9 protein-coding genes are annotated in these 20,611 nt (G+C 69.6%); 7 read left to right on the forward strand and 2 right to left on the reverse strand.

Translation table 11 applies throughout. The features are described from left to right. Nucleotides 1-82 precede the first annotated feature (82 nt). The gene (locus tag ACM9HJ_RS21970) at nt 83-814 is read right to left on the reverse strand and encodes a cyclic nucleotide-binding domain-containing protein (protein ID WP_416573906.1); all 732 of its coding nucleotides are present in this window, start codon (nt 812-814) and stop codon (nt 83-85) included. A 331-nt stretch (nt 815-1,145) separates the two neighbouring features. Between ACM9HJ_RS21970 and ACM9HJ_RS21975 the strand changes: the two genes are divergently transcribed. The 7 genes from ACM9HJ_RS21975 to ACM9HJ_RS22005 all read left to right on the forward strand — a co-directional run bounded on the left by ACM9HJ_RS21975 (nt 1,146) and on the right by ACM9HJ_RS22005 (nt 19,512). Beyond that, complete coding sequence (locus ACM9HJ_RS21975) at nt 1,146-1,997, forward strand: MBL fold metallo-hydrolase (protein WP_416573907.1); 852 nt, start codon at nt 1,146-1,148, stop codon at nt 1,995-1,997. A gap of 197 nt (nt 1,998-2,194) precedes the next feature. Next, nucleotides 2,195-3,877 carry a ShlB/FhaC/HecB family hemolysin secretion/activation protein gene (locus ACM9HJ_RS21980; protein ID WP_416573908.1) on the forward strand — a complete coding sequence of 561 codons (1,683 nt, stop codon included), beginning with the start codon at nt 2,195-2,197 and terminating at the stop codon, nt 3,875-3,877. Between the two features lie 11 nt (nt 3,878-3,888). Then, nucleotides 3,889-13,341 (forward strand): MBG domain-containing protein, encoded by a 9,453-nt coding sequence (locus tag ACM9HJ_RS21985; RefSeq protein WP_416573909.1) that lies wholly within the window; start codon nt 3,889-3,891, stop codon nt 13,339-13,341. After that, nucleotides 13,341-16,352, forward strand: coding sequence for a CHAT domain-containing tetratricopeptide repeat protein (locus ACM9HJ_RS21990; RefSeq protein ID WP_416573910.1), 3,012 nt, complete (start codon nt 13,341-13,343; stop codon nt 16,350-16,352). The genes ACM9HJ_RS21985 and ACM9HJ_RS21990 overlap by 1 nt, the downstream gene beginning before the upstream one ends. 4 nt (nt 16,353-16,356) lie before the next feature. Further along, nucleotides 16,357-17,037, forward strand: a complete 681-nt coding sequence (locus ACM9HJ_RS21995; protein ID WP_416573911.1) for a hypothetical protein — start codon at nt 16,357-16,359, stop codon at nt 17,035-17,037. Between the two features lie 6 nt (nt 17,038-17,043). Continuing rightward, nucleotides 17,044-18,987 (forward strand): CHASE2 domain-containing protein, encoded by a 1,944-nt coding sequence (locus ACM9HJ_RS22000; protein ID WP_416573912.1) that lies wholly within the window; start codon nt 17,044-17,046, stop codon nt 18,985-18,987. Between the two features lie 72 nt (nt 18,988-19,059). After that, complete coding sequence (locus ACM9HJ_RS22005; RefSeq protein WP_416573913.1) at nt 19,060-19,512, forward strand: Crp/Fnr family transcriptional regulator; 453 nt, start codon at nt 19,060-19,062, stop codon at nt 19,510-19,512. Nucleotides 19,513-19,633: 121 nt separating this feature from the next. Here the strand turns inward: ACM9HJ_RS22005 and ACM9HJ_RS22010 are convergent, their stop codons facing one another. After that, entirely contained in the window at nt 19,634-20,503 is an 870-nt protein-coding gene (locus ACM9HJ_RS22010) for an alpha/beta fold hydrolase (RefSeq protein ID WP_416573914.1), read from the reverse strand. Nucleotides 20,504-20,611 lie beyond the last annotated feature (108 nt).

A 20,611-nucleotide genomic window follows, 5' to 3' on the forward strand; every position in this document is an offset into this window, starting at 1 on the left:
CAACCCGTATTGTTCACCCCGATGCTACACGTTTCCCGAATAGCCGCAATTGGGTATCCAGAAAGAACAGGTTAGGTGGTGTTTATATCCCCCGCTCGATGCGCTGCACATAGGATTGCACCAGCTGGCGGATCAGGGTGGGGGCGGCGCGCAGCAATTCTTCGAACCGCTGGCGGGGGATGACCTCGCACACGGTCAGTTCCACGGCGGTGACGCTGGCGGCGCGGTTGGCGTCGCGCAGCAGGGCCATTTCCCCGAACACCGCCCCCGCCCCGGCCTGGCCCAGCACCATCACCTGGTCGTCGGCCGTATCCTTCCAGATCTCCACCAGCCCGGACTGGATCAGGTAGGCGCCATGCGCCTCGTCCCCGCGGCGGAAGATGACGCGGCCGGGCGCGAACGTGTCGCGGCGCAGCAGCTTGTGCGTGCGTTCCGACACGATGGGATCGTCGATGAAGATCGGATCGCCCTGGTCGGTGGGGATGCCGTTGATCGACCGCAGCGTGCGCACCAGCGAATGCAGGACGAAGCGCACCAGCGGCGGGCTGGCCCGCAGCTGCTTCACGAACAGGTCGCGCGAGATCACCACCAGCCGCGTCGGTTCCATCGTGGCGATGCAGGCCGAACGCGGGGCATTGTCGATCAGCCCCATCTCGCCCGCGATCTCCCCTGGACCCAGGGTGGCCAGTCGGTGCTTGGTGCCGTTGACGGCGCGGAACACCTCCACCCGGCCGCCGGTGATCAGGAACGCATCCCCGCCGCTGTCGCCTTCCTTGATGAGCAGACGGCCGGGGGCGACATTGATCTCTTCCAATTCCGGTTTCCTGATCGGTGACGGGCGGGGCGCAGTCTGCCCCCGGAATATTGATTAATCATTTACGGGTCACAGATGTGTGACCGCAAGCACGAGATGTATTTGTATGTTCCCTCAGGCGCCGGGCGCGGCCGTCCGGCCGCTTGGCTTGCGCGACCATGGGGTCGCGGGCCGGCGGTCGCCGGCCTGTGGCGGCTTTCAGCCAATATTCATGTCGCCGGTATGATTTCATGCGGCCGATGGGTGTGGACTGTTGTGCTTTTCCAATCCTTGACTGAAAGTGCCGGGACGACGGGCCGGGGCGACGGCGCGGCGCGATCAAGGCGGGGACATGAGCGATAACGGCTTCTTTGTGCGGTTTTGGGGCGTGCGCGGCAGCATTGCCACCACGGGGGCCGACACGCTGGGCTATGGCGGCAACACCACCTGCCTGGAGATGCGCTGCGGCCCGCACCTGCTGATCTTCGATGCCGGCACGGGCATCCGCCTGCTGGGCAATGCATTGGAGGGGACGGGCGAACCGGTCACGGCCGACCTGTTCTTCACCCATACCCATATCGACCATGTCGTGGGCTTTCCGTTCTTCGGCCCCTTCCATGACAAGCGCAGCCGCATCAGCCTGTGGGAGGGGCATCTGGCCCCCGACCTGACGCTGGGCCGGGTGCTGGGCGGCCTGATGGCCGCCCCCCTGTTCCCCGTGCCGCTGCGCGGGCTGGAACGCTGCATGGATTATCGCAAGTTCACCGCCGGCCAGGTGCTGGAGCCGCGGCCGGGCCTGATGGTGCGCACCTGTCCGCTGAACCATCCCAACGGCGCCACGGGGTATCGGGTGGATTACCAGGGGCGGTCCATCTGCCTGATCACCGATACCGAGCATCCGGCCCGGGGCCACGACGAGACCATCGCCGATCTGGTGCGCGGCGCGGACGTCATGATCTATGACGCCACCTACAGCGACGCCGAATATGCTGACCATGTCGGCTGGGGCCATTCCACCTGGCAGGAGGCGCTGCGCCTGGCCGCCCATGCGGGCGTGCGCCATCCGGTGATCTTCCACCACGCGCCCGAACGCACCGACGCCATGCTGGACCGGATCGGGGAAGAGGCGCGGGCCCTGCATCCGGGCGCCCTGGTGGCGCGCGAGGGGCAGGTCATCACCCCGGATGGGGAGCCGGTGCGCTGACCCCAAGCATCGACGGCACGCGGAAAGCGAGTAACCACCAAAGGGTGTGTAATCCACCGCCCTCGATCGTATTTCTATTTGGCCACTTCTATGGTTAATGCGGTTGTCACGGGCGTGTTAATGCATAAACGACTGGCCTTGGCCGCCCCCTCCGGCTTACATCTTTAGGCAAGAAGTGAGGGAAGGCCCGGGGGAAGATGCGTCGCTGCTTGGCATTTCTGGGGGTGGCTGCCGTCCTGGCGCCGGCCGGTGCTGCTGCGCAGTCCGCGCCCGGCCGCCTGCCCGGCAGCGTGGAGCCCGGTCGCCCCACCGTGCCGGCCCCGCTGGAGGAGCTTCGCCGGGCGCCCAAGGCGCAGCTGCAATTCTCCATTCCCGCCCAGCGCAAGGGGGCGCCGGCCGCCGGTGCCGCCGATCTGCGTTTCACCTTGTCGCGCATCGCGGTGGAGGGGGCGGCGGCCATCGACCCGCAAACGGAATTCGCTGCCGATATCGCCGCCCTGATCGCCAGACCCGTGACCCTGGCGGACATATCGGCCCTGGCCGACCGTATCCAAGCCCGGTACCTGGCCCTGGGCTATGGCCTGACGCGGGTGTTCGTGCCGGCGCAGGAGCTTCGTGACCAGACCATCACCATCCGCGTCATCGAGGGGCACCTGGAACGCGCCCGCGTGGAAGGCGGGGGCCCGCGGGAACGCGCGCGGGTGGAGGCGCGGCTGGCCGATGCCCTGGCCGCGCGTCCGGCGCGGGTGGAGCTGATCGAGCGCGGGCTGCTGCTGGTCGATGATCTGCCGGGCGTCACCGTCACCGGCCTGATCCGGCCGGGCGACAGTTTCGGGGCCGCCGAGCTGCTGGTCGGCTATACCGAGACGCCGTATGCCATGGTGGCCGGGGTGGGCAATCGCGGGTCGGAATTTGCCGGCCCCTGGTCGGCCTTTGTCGACCTAGCGGCCAATTCGCCGTTCGGGCTGGGGGAGCAGCTGGGCGTGACCCTGTCCGCCACCCCGCAGATCAAGGAACAGCGGTCGGCCAATGGCCGCTGGGTGCACCCGCTGGAGGGTTCCGGCCTGTCGCTGACCAGTGCGGTGAATTACAGCCGGGGGCGCCCCGGCGCGTCGCTGAAGCCCTTCGCGGTGGCCACCGAATCCTATGGCATGGGCCAGCGCCTGTCCCTGCCCCTGATCCGCTCGCGCGCCCGCAACCTGACCCTGGAAGTGGGCTGGAACGCGCAAGCCGCCAATGTCGCGCTGCTGAACCTGCCCTTCAGCCGTGACCGGTGGCGCAGCCTGGATGCGCGCGCCACCTACAGCCAGCTGCGTTTCCTGGGCGGCGACCTTTATGCCCAGTTGGGCGTGACCCAGGGGCTGGACGTGGCGGGTGCCACGGTGCGCGGCGATGCCGCCGCCTCGCGCCTGCGCCCGGAGCCCTGGTATTCGAAATTCAATGCGGAAGTCGCCTATGGCTATCGCCTGCCCGCCGATATCGGCGCCACCCTGACGGTGGCCGGGCAGTACACGCCCGACACCCTGCTGGCCGGCGAGGAGTTCGCGCTGGGCGGCAGCCGGTTCGGCCGCGGCTATAATGGCGGCGACCTGTCGGGGCCCAACGGGGTGGGCGGCGGGCTGGAACTGCGGCGGTCGTTCAATCCGGGGATCGAGCGGGTGGAGGGCTTGACGCTCTACGGGTTCCTGGATACGGGCCGGGTGTGGGACAGCGTGGCGGCCAGCACGCATCTGGTGTCGGCCGGCGGCGGCGTGCGGCTGGGCCTGTTCGGCAAGGCCAGCCTGTCGGCGGAACTGGCCCGCACCCTGCGCGCCCTGCCCATTCCGGGGGCCGAGGGCAGGCGCACGCGCCTGTTCATCGACCTCACGGTCCAGATCTGAGGGGGCGGGGAATGGCGGCGGCGGTGCGGTGGCAGGCGGGGCGGGACAGGCGGTGGCGGCGGGGTTTCCGCGCCCTGACGCTGGCATCCGTCTTCACCCTGCCGGCCGCCGCCCAGTCGCCCCAGGGCGGTACCGTCGTCGTGGGCGGGGCGACCATCGCCGCCGGCCAGGGCGGCCAGACCCTGATCAACCAGACCAGCGACCGCGCCCTGATCGACTGGCGCAGCTTCGATATCGGCAAGGACGCGTCGGTGCTGGTCACCCAGCCGGGGGCGGGGTCGCTGCTGGTCAATCGCGTGACCGGTAACGGTGCCGGCACGCGCATCGACGGGTCGCTGAGTGCCAATGGTCAGGTCGTGATCATCGACAAGGCCGGCATCGTCATCGGGCGCGCAGCACGGGTGGATGCCGGCGCCTTCCTGGCCACGACGGCCGATATCGACAATGCCGATTTCGCGGCCGGGCGCCTGGTGTTCGGCAAGGCCGGGCTGGCCGGGGCTTCGGTGGTCAACGAGGGCACGATCCGCGTGGCGGACGGCGGCTATGCCGTGCTGGCGGCACCGGAGGTGCGCAATGGCGGGCTGGTGGAGGCACGGCTGGGCCGGGTGGTGCTGGCGGGGACGGAGCGCTTCACGCTGGATCTGGCCGGTGACGGCCTGCTGCGGTTCGAACTGCCGGCGGATGTGGCGGGACGGGTGGTCAATGACGGCACCCTGACGGGAACCCGGGTGCTGATGACCGCGCGCGCGGCGCGCGACGGCATGGCAGGCGTGGTCAATGCCGGCGGCCTGGTGGAGGCCACGGCGGCGCGGGAGGTGGATGGCCGCATCATCATCGGTGGCGAGGGGACGGAGACGGCGGTCACCGGCACCGTGCGGGCCGAGGGTGGCGCCATCGACATCCTGGGTGACAAGGTGGCGCTGGCCGGGGCGACCGTCGATGCCACGGGTGCCGTGGATGGCGGCAGCATCCGCATCGGCGGTGATTTCCAGGGCGGCGGCGACCTGCACCGGGCACAGACTACAAGCATCGATGCCGGCAGCCGGATCAGCGCCGATGGCGCCACGGGGGCCGGCGGGCGGGTCATCGTCTGGGCCGACGGGCGCACCGATCATGCCGGCGCCATCAGCGCGCGCGGCGCCACCGATGGCGGCTTCGCGGAAGTGTCGGGCAAGGGCACCCTGCGCTTCGCCGGCACTGCCGACCTGGCCGGCGGGAAGGGCGGCAAGGCGGGGCAGCTGCTGCTGGACCCGACGAACATCACCATCGGAACGGTGGCGGATGTCGATGGGGCGGGGTCGCAGGATGATGACATCCCGAGCAATGGCACTATCGGTTCCGGCGATTACAGCGGTGCTGACAGCCTGATCACGGCATCGGCCATCGTCAATCTGCTGAACAGCGGCACCAGCGTCACCCTGGCGGCCGGCAACGACATCAATGTCAACAGTTCCATCGCCAAGACGGCCGGCACCGGTGCCACCCTGTCGCTGAATGCCGGGCGCGACCTGAGTTTCGCCTCGGGCGTGGGCGTGACGTCCACCAGCGGTGCCCTGTCCATGGATTTCGATGCCGGCCGGTCGTTCCAGGCGACCGGCGGCAGTTTCACCAGCAATGGCGGCAATATCAGCGTCACCGCCACCGGAACCGGTGCCACCACCGGCATCAATCTGTCGGGCGCCAGTTTCAGCAGCGGTTCCGGCAGCCTGACCCTGGCGGGTGCCGGATCGGCCACGGGCGTCCATCTGGGCGGCAATAGCAGCCTGTCCGTCGGCAATGGCGGCATGGGTGTGACCGGTACCGGTGCCGTCGGCGTGGATTTCGCCTATGGCACGGCGACATCGACGGGTGTGGGCGATATCGCCATCACCGGCACCTCCAACGGCACCGGTGCGGGTGCCGTCGGCATAAGGCTGGATCGCAGCAGTGGTGGCGCGATCAGCGCCAGTGCCGGCGATATCAGCCTGACCGGCACGGGTGGTGGCGGCACGGGCACGGCGAATTACGGCGTGCTGGCCAGCGGCGGCTTCGCCGTATCGGCCGGGTCGGGCGATGTCGCGGTGACCGCCACCGGCGGGACGGGCAGTGTCGGGCTGGCGGTCGGTGGCAGCGCCACGTTCGGCGGGTCGGGCCAGTCGGGCACGGTGACGCTGCGGGCCGACGGCATGGTTCTGGATGGCGCTACCATCCGATCGTCGGGCCGGGTGCATCTGCGCGCCGACAGCGCCAGCCGCGCCCTGATCGTCGGCGGCACCGATGACAGTGCCGGGCTGGCCCTGTCCACCACGGAACTGTCGGGGGTGACGGCCGGCGTCCTGACCCTGGGCGACAGCACTGGCGGCACGGTCACGGTGTCGGCCAACCCGTCCACCACCAATATCGGTGCGCTGGAACTGGTCAGCGCCACGATGAATGTCGGCAGCGCCATTGTCGGGCTGGTCGAGAGTTTCCTGAACGCCGGCAAGAATGCGACGCTGGAGACGGGCGGCGCCATGACCGTGACCGACGGCATCGCCAAGAGTGCGGGTGGCGATGCCAGTCTGACCCTGCGGGCCGCGGGCGACCTGACCTTCAACAGCGGCATCGGCGTCACGGCCGGCACCGGCAAGCTGGGGATGGCTTTCACCGGCGGCTATAACGGGTCGGGGACGTTCGGTGCCACCGGTGCCGGCAGCTTCACCAGCAATGGCGGCGACATCACCCTGGCCGGCCAGTCGGGCCTGACCCTGTCCAGCACGACGGTGACCGCCGGGGCCGGCACCATCATCCTGGCCGGCGGCGACATCGCCCTGACCGGCACCAGCATCACCAGCACGGGCCGCGTGCAGCTGCGCCCCTATGCCACCGGTGGCCAGATGGATATCGGCGCCACGGGGGCCGGGTCCGGCGTGGCCAATGTCTCCCAGGCCGAATTGAACCAGATCAGCGCCGGGATGCTGCGGCTGGGGGCGCTGGATGGCGGCAATCTGGTGATCAGCAGCGCGCTGAGCCATGCCGGCGACGTGGTCGAGCTGGCCAGTGCGGGGGCGGTGACGCAGACGGCCGACATCAATGTCGCCAGCCTGTCGCTGCTGGGCACGGGCGGCAGCTACACCCTGACCCGCACCGGCAACGACGTCACGACCCTGGCCGCCAATACCGGGTCGGTCGATTTCCGGAGCAATCTGAACCTGACCGTGGGCACGGTGGCGGGTACCACGGGCCTGACCTTCACGGGCAATGCCAGTCTCTATGCGGGCGATGCGCTGATCACCCTGGCCCAGGCCGCCAATTATGCCGGGTCGGGCACCGGCACCCTGACGCTGTCCAGCGACATCGATGTGGCGGTTCAATCAACCGCTACGGTTGGATGCTTGACCACTAACCCAAGTACCTGCACCGGCAAGCTGAACATCGTGCTGGCCGCCGACGGGAACGAGGCGGGCACGCCGGGCAGCGTGCTGGTCAGCGGGGCGACGCTGTCCACCAATGGCGGCAACATCACCATCGGTTCCGGCACCAATCCCGCGACGCGGGCGGCGGAGGGCCGGGCCGCCACCGGCATCGGCGTCGATATCACCAACAGCACGCTGAATGCCGGCAGCGGCGGGACCATCCTGGTCAATGGCGATGGTGCCCCCGGCGGCACCAACAGCACCACCGGCATCGGTATCAGCATCTCCGGCAGCAGCACGCTCAGCGTCGCGGGCAACGGGTCCATTACGCTGAACGGCACCGGCGGGGCCAACAATGATACCGGCATCGGCATCAACATCTCCGGCGGCAACCTGACCGCGACCGGCGCCGGAACCATCACGCTGAACGGTACGGGTGGGGCGGGCAATACCCTGACGGCGGGCGTCGCCATCGGTGCGCACAGCATCATGAGCACGGCCACGGGTGCGCTTTCCATCAACGGCACCCAGGCCGCGACGGGTACCAACAAGTACGGCATCCTGCTGCGCGGCGACCCGGGCAGCGACGATGCCACGCGCAGCGCCATCTATTCCACGGGCGGCGGTTCGGTGTCGCTGACGGCCATCGGGGCCGGTGCGCGGCTGGTGGCCAACCGCGACAGCGGGGCGGAGTTCAGCCGCGCCTTCATCGGCTGGAACGGGACCACGGCCGGCGGCGGCACCGTCACCCTGACAGCCGACGATGTCGGCCTGTCCAACGGGTCGGGCGGGTCGTCCCTGTCCATCGGCGGGTCGGGCAACCTGGTGGTGCAGCCCCATACCATCGCCGCCAGCATCGGCGTGGGGGATGGCGCGTCGGGCGACATGGCGCTGGGGCAGGTGGAACTGGACACGTTCCGCGCCGGGTTCAGCAGCGTCACCATCGGCCGGTCGGACGGCACGGGCGCCATTTCCGTGTCGGGAGCGGCATTCCGCGACAATACCAACATCATCAGCAACAATGGCGCCATCACCATCGCCGGGGCGCTTTCCACGGGCAGCGGCGGCGATGCAGGCACCCTGGCGGTCGCAACCAAGGGATTGCTGACCATCAGTGCCGCGATCAGCACCCAGAACCAGGACATCACCCTGTCGGCCGACCGGTTGAACCTGACGGGCAGCCTGAATGCCGGGACGGCGACCGCCACCTTGACCACATCCACCGCCGCTCGCGCCATCGATCTGGGGTCGGCCACCGATGCGGCATCGGCGCTGGAGATTTCCAGTGCGGAGCTGAACCGGGTGACGGCCGGCACCATCCGTATCGGGTCGTCCAGTGCCGGGGCCATCGGCATCAGCCAGGCCATCGCCCCCACCGGGTCCGGCACCCTGCATCTGCGCAGCGGCGCAGGCGTCACCCAGAGCGGGGCGATCACCGTCGCCAACCTGGCGGTGACGGCCACGGGGGCGGTGGCGCTGGCCTCGGCCAACAATGCCGTCACCAGCTTCGCCGCCGGCACCACCAACAGCAATGTCGCCTTCCGTGACGATACCGGCTTCGCCATCGCCAGCGTTGACAGCGTGGCCGGCGTGTCGGCGGGGACCGGCAATCTGGCGCTGACCAGCACGGGGACGGTGACGCAGACCACCGCCATCACCGCCGCCGGACTGGCCCTGACGGGGACGGGTGGGGCCTACACGCTGGCCCATGCATCGAATGCCGTTGCCACCGTCGCGGCCAATACCGGGTCCATCGATGTCGGCCTGTCGGGCGCGGGCAGTGTCGGCACGGTGGGGTCGGTGACGGGGATCACCACCAGCGGTACCACCAAGCTGACCAGTGGCGGCAACCTGACCATCGCGTCGGGTGCCGTGGTGTCGGCCAGTGGCACGGGCGATGCCCTGGTCCTGGCCGCCAACGGCAATTTCACCAATAATGGCGGGTCGGGCGCCCTGGTGGTGACCGGCGGCGGGCGGTTCCTGGTCTTCTCCCACGCGCCGTCGACCAGCAGCGTCGGCGGCATTTCCGCCCTGCCGCTCTATAACCGCGCCTTCACCTTCAGCGGCCGCACCTATGCCACGGTGTCCAATACCGGCAACCGCTTCGTCTATAGCTACGCCCCCACCCTGACCGTGACGCCGGACAGCGTCAGCCGCACCTATACCGGGTCCACCATTACGGGATTGACCTATACGGTGAGCGGACTGGTCACGGGGGACACGCTTTCCGATGCCGTCAGCGGCACGGGCACCATCACCGGGGCGGGACGTAATGTCGATGCCTACACCTTGACGGCGGGGGCGGGGACGCTGGCGTCGGACCTGGGATACGGGTTCAGCTATGGCACCGGCACCCTGACCGTGACGAAGAAGGCCCTGACCTATGAAGTGGCCAATGGCAGCAGCACCTATGGCACGCTGGCCGGCAACGGGGCGGTGACCTGGACGGGGCTGGTCGGCGGCGACGATGTGGACGGCACCGTCACCACCTATCGCGGGGCCACGGCGGAAACGCTGGCGGTGCGCACCAATGTCGGCAGCCTGACGCAGAAGGTCACGGCCCTGACCGGCACCGATGCCGGCAATTACGAGATCGCGGCGACGGGCAATACCGACGGCACCCTGACCATCGCCCAAAAGGCCCTGACCTATAGCGTGGCGGCGGTGGACAGCATCTATGGCACGCTGGCCACGCTGGCCGGTGCGGTCCTGACCGGTGTCGTGTCGGGCGATGACGTGACCGCGACCGTGGGCCTGTCGGGGGGCACGCTGGCGCCCAAGCTGGCGGCCGGCAGCTATAGCCAGACGGTGACGCTGGGCGGGGCCGATCTGGGCAATTACTCCTATGCCAGCGGCCATTCGGTGGGCCAGCTGACCGTGGCGCGCAAGCAGATCACCTATGATATCAGCGATGTGAACGCCACCTACGGCACCCTGGCCGTGCTGGGCACGCCGGTGCTGACGGGAGTGGAGACGGGCGATACGGTGACGGCCGATGTGCTGCTGGGCAGCGGCACCCTGACCAACCGGCTGTCGGCCGGGACGCATGGTCTGGTGCTGAGCAGCCTGGCGGGCACGTCATCGTCCAATTACGTGCTGGCCGGGACCGGCAACCGCAACGGCACCCTGACCGTGGCGCAGAAGGCGCTGACCGCCAGCATCGCCGCTGTTTCCGGCACCTATGGCCAGGCGATCGCCGCCGGTGCCGTCAGCCTGACCGGATTGGTGACGGGTGACAGCGTCACCGGCGATCTGGTGGTGGAGGCGGGGGGAAGCAGCGTCAATGTCGGGCCGACGCTGGCCGCGGGGTCCTATACGCAGCGCGTGACGGGCCTGTCGGGCGCGGATGCGTCCAACTATGTGCTGCAGGGCGGGCCGTTCACATCCACCCTGACCGTGACGCCGGCCCTGTTGACCGTGACGGCGGCGAACCTGGCCAAGATCTATGGCACGGACGACCCGTCCCTGACCTACAGCGTGACCGGTCTGGTCAATGGCGACACATTGTCGGGCGGTTTGACCCGGGCTGCCGGCCGCAATGTCGGCACCTACGCCATCAGCCAGGGCAGCCTGTCGGCCAGCAGCAATTACACGCTGAGCTTCCAGGGCGGGACGCTGACCATCAATCCGGCGGCATTGACCATCACCGCCGCATCCGTGTCCAAGGTCTATGGCACGGATGATCCGGCATTGACCTATGGCGTGACGGGGCTGGTGGCCGGTGACAGCCTGTCGGGCAGCCTGGCCCGTGCGGCGGGCCGCGATGCAGGGACCTATGCGATCAGCCAGGGCAGCCTGGCGGCGGGGCCGAACTATACGGTCAGCTTCGTGGGCGGCACCCTGACCGTGACGCCGGCACCCCTGACCATCAGTGCCGCATCCGTGACCAAGATCTACGGCACGGATGATCCGGCCCTGACCTATGGCGTCACCGGTCTGGTGGCCGGTGACAGCCTGTCGGGCACCCTGACCCGCGCGTCCGGCCGCGATGCCGGGACCTATGCGATCAGCCAGGGCAGCCTGTCGGCGGGGCCGAATTATAATGTGACGTTCCAGGGCGGGACCCTGACCATCACCCCCGCCCCCCTGACGATTACGGCCGCGTCGGCGACAAAGGTCTATGGCACGGACGATCCGGCATTGACCTACAGTGTCAGCGGGCTGCTGGCGGGGGACAGCCTGTCGGGTGCGCTGGAGCGGGCGGGGGGCCGCGATGTCGGCACCTATGCCATCACCCGGGGCAGCCTGGATGCCGGGGCGAACTATACGGTCGGCTTCCAGGGCGGGACGCTGACCATCACCCCGGCGGCCCTGACCATCACGGCCGCGTCGGTGACCAAGGTCTATGGCGACGATGATCCCGACCTGGCGTTCAGCGTTTCCGGCCTGGCGGCGGGGGACAGCCTGGGGGGCGCCCTGGCCCGCGCGGGCGGGGAGAATGTCGGGACCTATGCCATCACCCGGGGCAGCCTGGATGCCGGGGCGAACTATGTCGTCAGCTTCCAGGGTGGGGCGCTGACGGTTACCCCGGCGGCGCTGACTGTGACCGCCGATGCCATTACCAGCCTCTATATGGACCGCGACCCCGCGCTCACCTATCAGGTTTCCGGGTTGAAGCGCGGGGATGAGGCGGGTTCCGTCCTGTCGGGTGCGCTGGTGCGGGCGGCGGGCAGCGATGTCGGCACCTATGCGATCGGCCAGGGCGGGCTGACGGCCAACGCCAACTACCGGCTGAACTTCACCGGGGCGGAATTCACCATCCTGCCCGTCAACCTGACCCTGTCGGTGGTGGCCGCCAACCTGACCAAGATCTATGGCGATGGCGACCCCACCCTGACTTTCACCGCCACCGGCCTGCGCGGCAAGGATACGCTGGAGGGCGTGCTGTCGGGCAGCCTGTCGCGGGTGGCGGGGGAGGATGTGGGCAGCTACGCCATCACCCAGGGCACGCTGGCCGCCACCAGCGCCAACTATGTCATCGCGTTCACGCCCGGTACCCTGACCATCACCCCCGCCAACCTGTCGGTGGCGGCGATGATGGTGACGCGGACCTATGGCGATGGCGACCCCACCCTGACCTACAGCGTCAGCGGCCTGAAGCGTGGGGATAGTGCCGGTTCGATCCTGTCCGGCGGGCTGGTCCGCGCGGCCGGGGAGGATGCGGGGACCTATGCCATCAACCAGGGCAGCCTGGCGCTGGCCAGCGGCAATTACACGATGTCCTTCACCGGCGGGCAGCTGACCATCAACCCGGCCCTGCTGTCGGTGACGGCCAATGCCGTTGCCCGGCTGTATGGTGCGGCCGACCCGGCTTTGACCTATGCGGTCACGGGGCTGAAGCGGGGGGATGCGGCAGGGACCGTGCTGTCGGGCGCGCTGGCCCGTGATGGCGGCGGCAATGTCGGGCGCTATGCGATCGGCCAGGGCACGCTGGCCGCCAACGGCAATTACAGGATCAGCTTCCAGGGGGCGGAACTGACCATCAATCCCGCCCCGCTGTCGGTGCTGGTGGACAGCGTGACGCGGGCCTATGGCGCCGCCAACCCGGTCTTCACGGCGCGGTTCCAGGGGCTGGTCAATGGCGATACCGGCGACAACCTGACGGGCCTGCGCTTCCAGACCCTGGCCGACGCGACTTCCGCCGCCGGCCCCTACGCCATCAATGCCGAGGGCATCACCAATGCCAATTACCAGATCACCTATGTCGGCGGGCAGCTGACCGTGACCGGTAGCGGCGTATTGCCGCCCGCCGTGGCCGAAGCGGCGCCTGTCACCACCATCACCCAGCCGGCCCGCGCCCCGTCGGTGCCCAGTGTGACGGTGGCGGCCCCCGTGGCCGCCGCCCCCGTCGCGCCGCCGCCGGCACCGGCCGGCAGCACGCCCGCCCCCACCGTCGACGGCGCGTCGGCGGCACTGGCGGCGGTGAACCAGAATGTGCAGTCGGCCAGCGGATCGGCCGCCGATGATGACAGTGCCGCGGAGGAGATGATCCCCGGCCTGCTGTCGCAGCAGCGGCGCCTGCCCGGCGAGGCGCCGGAGGGCACGCCCGGCCTGGAACAGCAATTCCCCAATCTGGGCAGGGTCTGGTGATGGCGCGGCCTCTCGCCCCCCTGTTCCTGGCGCTGCTGCTGGCCGGCTGTGCCGCCAAGGGGCCGGGGGTGCCCGCGAAACCGGCGGCCGGTGGCGCCGGCCCCATCGCCATGGGCCGCAACCTGATCGGCGAGGAATGCCGCGCCGTGCCGGTGGAAAGCGGCGAGGGCACCGCCTATTCCCTGTTCTGCGGCAGCTGGGAACAGCCCAGCGGCGGGCTTTCCGTCACCGATCTCTATGATCCCCTGCCCAAGGACAAGGCGGCGTGGGAGCGGCAGGTCCTGCTGGAGAACAGCCGTACCGCCTGGGCCGGCGGGCTGGCGCAGAAGGCCATCTGCCAGCCGCCGGCCAACCAGACCGGCCCGCAAGGCCATCCGGTGCTGGTCAGCCATTGCCAGTTGCGCGAGGGGGGCTGGCCCTATCTGGCCGTCACCCTGTTCGACGGACGGCGCATGGTACAGGCCGATGGCATCCCGGCCCTGGCCGAGCTGATGATGGATGCCGGCAACCGCATGAAGGCCGAGCCGGTCACGGGTGTCGCGGCAGGTAACGACTGGTCGCTGGCGCTGCGGGCGGCGTTGGGGGAGGGCGCGATTTCCTTCGGGCGCGGCGATCTGAACGCGTTCGAGCGGACGTCGGAGGTGGGGCGCCTGTCCAATTCGGTGGAGGATTACGCGGGTGCGGAGGCCGCCTACCGCAAGGCGCTGGATATCCAGACCAAGGCGCTGGGGCCCGACAGTCCGGGGGCCGGCGACACGCTGATGACGCTGGCGCTGGAAGTGTCCAACCAGGGGCGGGGGCCGGAGGCCGATGCCCTGTTCCGCCGTGCCGACGCGCTTTTGCAGAAAAGCTTCGACAAGGCGGCCCGCGCGCGGCTGGGCAGCTATATGGCCTTCCATGCCGCCAATGGCGGCGATGCGCGGCGCGCCCTGTCGCTGGGCCGCGACAGCAGCGCCATCCGCCGCGCCATCGTCGATGATCTGGAGGAACAGGCCGGCGGCGGGGCCAACCGCGCCGTCCTGGGCAGCCTGGCGGCGGCCAGGGGCGACCTGATCCATTCGCTGCTGCTGGAGGCCACGGTTTCCCTGCGGCTGGAGCAATATGGGCTGGCGGATGCGGCCGCACAGGAGGCAGCGACCCTGTTCAGCCGCACGCGCGGCCTGCCGCCCTGGTGGCATGCGCGCATCCTGGGTATCCAGGGACTGGCCAAGGCCGGCAAGGGCGATGCGGCCGGCGGGGCCGCCCTGATGTCCAAGGCGGTGGCGTCCAACAAGCAGCTGTTCGGTGCCGGCTGGCCGGTGGCGTCCAGCATGCTGGAACTGGGCCGGGTCTATGCCCAGGCCGGCATGGATGATGAAGCGCTGGCGATCTATCGCGAGGCGTTGGGCATGCTGGCGGGGCTGGACACCGAACGGGGGCAATTGCCGCTGGACCGGCTGGCGCCGTTCCTGGATGTGCTGTACCGGCGGTCGCAGGCCCAGCCCGACAAGCGTGCCGAATACCATGCGGAGATGTTCCGGGCGTTGCAGGCGGTGCGCGAGGGGGTGGTGGGCCAGACCATCACCCGCACCGCCGCCCGCTTCGCCAGCACCGATCCCGCCGTGTCCGACCTGATCCGCCGGCAGCAGGACGGGGTGCGCAACCGCGACCGTTTGCGGATCGAGGCGGCGGCGGAAACCGCAAAGCCGGATGTGCAGCGTGACCGGGCACGTGAAGAGGGACTTGCCAAGCAGCTGGAGGCGGCGACGGCCGACGCCCAGGGGCTGGAGCGGCAGTTGCAGGCCGCCTTCCCCGATTATGCCCGGCTGACCAAGCCGGCGCCGGTGGAGCCGGCTTCGCTGCGGGCCCGGCTGCGCGAGGGGCAGGCGCTGGTGCAGTTCGCCTTCGCGTCCGGCGGCTCCTATGGGTTCATCCTCACGAAATCCAAGCTGATCGCGTATTCGGTCACGATCGGGCGCGCCGACTTGCAGGATAAGGTGGCGGAGCTGCGCCGGTCGATCACGCCGCGGGCAGGCGTGCTGCCGCCGTTCGACCTGGACCTGTCGCATGACCTCTATGTCCGGCTGTTCGGCGGGGCCGGCGATGCGCTGGCCGGGGTGGAGCATCTGCTGCTGGTGCCGTCCGCGGCCCTGGCCAGCCTGCCGCCGGCCCTGCTGGTGCGGGAAAAGGCCCAGGCGGGGGATTATGCCCGGGCATCCTGGCTGGTGCGGGACATGGCGGTGTCGGTTATGCCGTCGGTACCGGCCTTCCTGGCCCTGTCGGGGGCCGTGACGCGACCGCAAGCGGCCAAGCCCTTCATCGGGTTCGCCGCCCCGCCCTTCCAGGGTAGGGATGCGGGCGGGCTGAAGGCGCTGGGCGAGGAATGCCGCACCGATGCCGCCCTGGACCCGGCCCTGCTGCGCGCCCTGGCGCCGCTGCCGGAAACGGCGGGGGAGATCGGGGAGATCGGGCGGCGGCTGGGGGCCACGCCGGCCGATCTGCTGACGGGCGGGGCGGTGACCAAGGCGGCGGTGCGCGCGGCGGGACTGGAGCAGTACCGCATCGTCTATTTCGCCACCCATGGCCTGCTGCCGGGGGAACTGCGCTGCCAATCGCAGCCGGGGCTGGCCCTGGCGCCGCCCGACACGCCGCCAGCCAGTGCGGCGGATGATGGATTGCTGACCGCGTCCGACATCGCGCTGTTGCGCCTGAATGCCGATCTGGTGGTGCTGTCGGCCTGCAACACGGCGGGCGGCGACGCGCGGCTGGGCGGCGAGGCGCTGTCCGGCTTGGCGGAAAGCTTCTTCTTCGCCGGTGCGCGCGGCCTGCTGGTCAGCCATTGGCAGGTGCCGTCGGCGCCGACCGTGCTGCTGATGACCGGCCTGTTCGCGCAAGATCCCGGTCTGGACAAGGCGGCCGCCCTGGCGGCGGCACAACGATCATTGGCGTCGTCGCCCGCGACGGCGCATCCTTTCAACTGGGCGGCCTTCACCCTGGTGGGTGCGGCCGCCAACCCTGGCAATGGAGCCTGATCCCATGGTCCGCCCCGCCCCGCTTCTGGCATTCGCCCTGCTGTTCGCCACGTCCGTTCACGCCGCCCCGCTGGTGGTGGCGGAGGCCAAGGGCATCGACCTGGCTCCCGGCGCCACCGTGGATGACAAGGCGGCGCTGACGCTCGCCGACGGGGCGCGGCTGGTGCTGATCGGGGAGGATGGGTCGCAGGTGACCTTGCGCGGGCCGTTCAAGGGCGCGCCGGCCGGCGCCGGCCAGGGGGCGACGCAGCAGCTGGCCGGCCTGCTGTCGGCGCGCGGCACCGACGCGACCAGCCTGGGTGCCGTGCGCGATGCCGGGGCCAAGGCGGCATTGCCCGATCCGTGGCTGGTCGATGCGGCCTCATCGGGTTCGGCCTGTGTGAAGGTGGGGCAGGAGGTGGTGCTGTGGCGCGCCGATGCCGCCAAGCCGGCCAGCCTGACCCTGATGCCGGCCGATCGCGCCTGGACCGCCAATGCCGAGTGGCCGGCGGGAGAGGGGCGGCTGGCCCTGCCGGAACTGCCGATCACCGATGGCGGCACGATGCTGTTCGAGCTTGACGGGGCGGCGGCGGCCGTCACCTTCCACCTGCTGCCGGCGTCGGTGACGGCGCCGAGGATGGCGGCGGGCTGGATGGCGGCCAAGCAGTGCGACCGGCAGGCGCGCGCCCTGCTGGCCGCGAACTGACCGGCCATGGACCTGCGCCGCCTGCCCATCATCCTTTCCATCCTGCTGCTGGCGGGTCTGGCACCCCTGGCCCTGGTGCGGGCCGCACCGTTTTTGCAGGGGATCGAGAACTGGGTGGCGGATTACCGGGTGGCGACGCGCACGCCAGCGGCCGCCCAGCAGCCGGACATCGTCATCGCCGCCATCACCGAGGATACGCTGGCGCGTTTTCCCTATCGCTCCCCCGTCGACCGCGCCTTCCTGGCCGATCTGCTGCGCATGCTGGAGGCCAAGGGGGCGAAGGCGGTGCTGCTGGACGTGCTGCTGGACCAGCCGACGGAGCCGGCCAAGGACCAGGCGCTGGCCGAGGCGATCCGGGGGCTGGGCATCCCGCTGGTGGTCAGCCATGGTGGTGCCGCGGAGGGGCTGACCGAGGCGCAGGTCGCCTATATCGACGCGTTCGTGCCGGCGCCACGGCGTGGCTGGGCCAATCTGGTGAAGGATAACCTGGACGGCACGGTGCGCTGGATATTCCCCGGCAAACCCGCACCCGACGGGCATTGGCAGGCGGGCGTGGTGCCCGCACTGGCCGCGCATCTGGGCCTGACCCCGCCGCGCGGGTTGACCCCCATCGCCTGGCGCGGCCGGCCGGATGCGGCCACGGCACCGTTCCGGCAGTTCCCCGCCCATGCCGTGGCGCTGCTGCCGCCGGCCTGGTTCAAGGACAAGATCGTGCTGGTGGGGGCCGACCTGTCGGACCGCGACCGCCACATCACCCCGTTCCGCACGGCCTTTGCCGGCAATGCCGGCGTGCTGCCCGGCATCACCATCCATGCCCATGCCCTGTCGCAGTTGATCGAGGGCCGGGTGCCGCCGGAACAGGGACTGGCGCTGGCGGTGATTGTCGGGCTGGTGGCCGCCGGGCTGGGTCTGGCGCTGGGGCTGGTGGAGATATCGCTGTGGCTGCGGGCGCTGCTGGGGCTGGGTCTGATCATCGGCCTGTGGCTGCTGGCCGATCCGGCCTATGCCAAGGCCAATATCCTGCTGCCGCAGATCGGGCCGTCCTTGTCGGTGATGCTGGGCCTGTGGCTGACCGATATCTGGCGCGGGCGGCAGGAGCGGGACCAGCGTCGTTTCGTGCAGGCGGCCTTTGCCAAGTACCTGTCGCCCGTGCTGCTGGACGATCTGATCAAGGACCCGTCGAAACTGTCCATCGACCCCAAGCGCCGCGACATGTCCTATGTCTTCACCGACGTGGCGGGGTTCACCACCATATCGGAGGGGATGGACGCCGCCACCCTGGCCGATGTGATGAACCGGTACCTGGACGGGATGGTGAAGGTGGTGTTCGCCCATGGCGGCATGGTGGACAAGTTCATCGGCGATGCCGTCTTCGCCCTGTTCGGCGCACCGCGCGACATGGCCGACCATGCGGCGCGCGCGGCGGCCTGTGCCCTGGACCTGGACCGGTTCGCGCAGAGTTTCCTTGTGGCGGAAACGGCGGCGGGGCGGCCGTTTGGCGTCACCCGCATCGGGGTGCATTCCGGACCGGCCAGCGTGGGCAATTTCGGGTCCGACGCGCGGTTCGAATATACGGCCCTGGGCGACGCGGTGAATACGGCGGCGCGGCTGGAGGGGCTGAACAAATATTTCGGCACCCGCGTGGCGATGAGCGGGGCGACGGCCGGGCGCTGCCCCGACCTGGCCCGCCGGCCCATCGGCCGCGTCGTGCTGAAGGGCAAGACGGAGCCGATCGAGGTTCTGCAGCCGCTGGACAAGGCGGAGGCGGAGAGCGCCTTCATGATCGCCTATGGTGCCGCCTACGCCGCCATGGCGGCAGGCGACGCGGGCGCGCTGGATGCCTTCGCGGCACTGGCGGCGGAACGGCCGGATGATGGCCCGTCCAGCCTGCATCTGGAGCGGCTGGCCATGGGGGGCAACCGTGATCTGGTGGTGATGGCGGACAAGTAATAGGGCAACAAAACCTTGCCAGGGGGCGGGCGGGGAACGATAACAGGCGTATGCTATCTAAGGGGTCGGGAAATGGCCGAAGGTATCCTCAACCGCAAGTTCGTGCCTGCCGGCAAGCAGCTGTTCCTGACGGGTGAACGCGGCGACCATATGTACTTGGTCCAGTCGGGCCGCATCCGCATCTGGCGCGGCGAACCGGAGCATCCCGTGGTGCTGGCGGAGGTGGGGCCCAATTGCCTGTTCGGGGAAATGGCCCTGATCGATGACGGCACGCGCTCGGCCTGCGCCCATGCGGTGGAGGATACGACCCTGATCGTCATCTCCGGCGAGAAGGTGCGTCAGCGCCTGGCGGAGGCCGATCCGTTCGTGGCCAGCATCGTGCGCATCCTGGCCCGCAACCTGCGTTCCGCCAACGACCATCTGGAAGGGCTGATGGGCCAGATGCTGGCCGTCAGCGCCATCAAGGCCCGCGAGATCGCGCCCAACGACGATGTGAAGAACCTGACCGGCGCCGCCGAGGGGTGAAGGGCGGGCTAACCGTAGGTCAGGTCGAGGCGTGAGCCGAGCCCTGACGAACGACGGTGCCAATAAAAATGTCAGGGCTCGCTTCGCTCGACCTGACCTACGGCCAATGCGAACGGCTTGGTCACCCCTGCGCCAGCAATGGCCATGCGGCCTTGCAGCGTTCGGAGAAGACGCGCAGATGGCCGATGGCACGCACGCCGGCGGCTTCCACCGGGACCACATGGTGGGTTACCGTCGCCGCCGGGAAGAAGGCGGCATGGTCGCGGACCACGGGGGGCGGGATCATCTCATCATCCTCGATGGCGATGAGCCGGACCTCGCCCTTCATGCGGGACAGGTCGGGCTGCGGCAGGGTGCGGCCCCAGTCGGTGCGGTAGAAGCCGCGGGTCGTGCACCAGCGCCGCCACTGCCAGAAGGCGCGGGCCGGCAGGTCGGCCCCCTGGCCCAGGGCCCAGCCCGGCATGTATCCCAGCACCAGGGTCGTGACCGGTCCCAGCACGAACCAGAAGGCCGCCGCCTTGGTGATGAAATTCCGTGGATGGCGGGTCCAGTGCGAGGGGCCGGTGGCCACCGTGGTCAGGCGGCGCACGCGCGATCCCTTTTCATGGAAGGGCAGGCCCATGCCGCCCAGGGAATGGCCCATCACCTCCAGGGGCAGGTCGGGATAGCGGTCGGCCAGCCAGTCCAGGGCCGCCCCCTGGTCGGTGACGGCCCAGTCGCCCATGTCGGCCCGCGCCCGGCGCACGGGGCCGCGGGCGGAATGGCCGCAATCGCGGTAATCATAGATCAGCACGGCGGCCCGCCGGTGCCCGGCCAGCCAGGCGGCGAACCGGGCGTAGTAATCGCGCGGCACGCCCGTGGCCCCGTGCAGCACCAGGGCCAGTTCCGGCGGCTGGTCTTGCGGTGGCAGGAACAGGCGCCCGGCCAGGTCGCAAGCGTCGGGGCATCGGATGGTGGCGGGTTGTTCGATGCTTGCGATGTCCGCTTCCATGGCGGTTTCCTCTGCCTATCCGACGTTGTCGACAGGATAACGAACGATCGTGCTAAACGCAATCCCACCACCAATGTGACAATCGATTGATACTGCCGGCGATTGTTG

The organism is Niveispirillum sp. KHB5.9 (genome assembly GCF_048066115.1).
GTDB lineage: Bacteria > Pseudomonadota > Alphaproteobacteria > Azospirillales > Azospirillaceae > Niveispirillum.

Coding starts and splice junctions, on each gene's coding strand:
- ACM9HJ_RS21985 (WP_416573909.1), top strand. CDS start 3,889: ATGGCGGCGGCGGTGCGGTGGCAGGCGGGGCGGGACAGGCGGTGGCGG.
- ACM9HJ_RS21990 (WP_416573910.1), top strand. CDS start 13,341: ATGGCGCGGCCTCTCGCCCCCCTGTTCCTGGCGCTGCTGCTGGCCGGC.
- ACM9HJ_RS21995 (WP_416573911.1), top strand. CDS start 16,357: ATGGTCCGCCCCGCCCCGCTTCTGGCATTCGCCCTGCTGTTCGCCACG.
- ACM9HJ_RS22000 (WP_416573912.1), top strand. CDS start 17,044: ATGGACCTGCGCCGCCTGCCCATCATCCTTTCCATCCTGCTGCTGGCG.
- ACM9HJ_RS22010 (WP_416573914.1), bottom strand. CDS start 20,503: ATGGAAGCGGACATCGCAAGCATCGAACAACCCGCCACCATCCGATGC.
- ACM9HJ_RS21980 (WP_416573908.1), top strand. CDS start 2,195: ATGCGTCGCTGCTTGGCATTTCTGGGGGTGGCTGCCGTCCTGGCGCCG.
- ACM9HJ_RS22005 (WP_416573913.1), top strand. CDS start 19,060: ATGGCCGAAGGTATCCTCAACCGCAAGTTCGTGCCTGCCGGCAAGCAG.
- ACM9HJ_RS21975 (WP_416573907.1), top strand. CDS start 1,146: ATGAGCGATAACGGCTTCTTTGTGCGGTTTTGGGGCGTGCGCGGCAGC.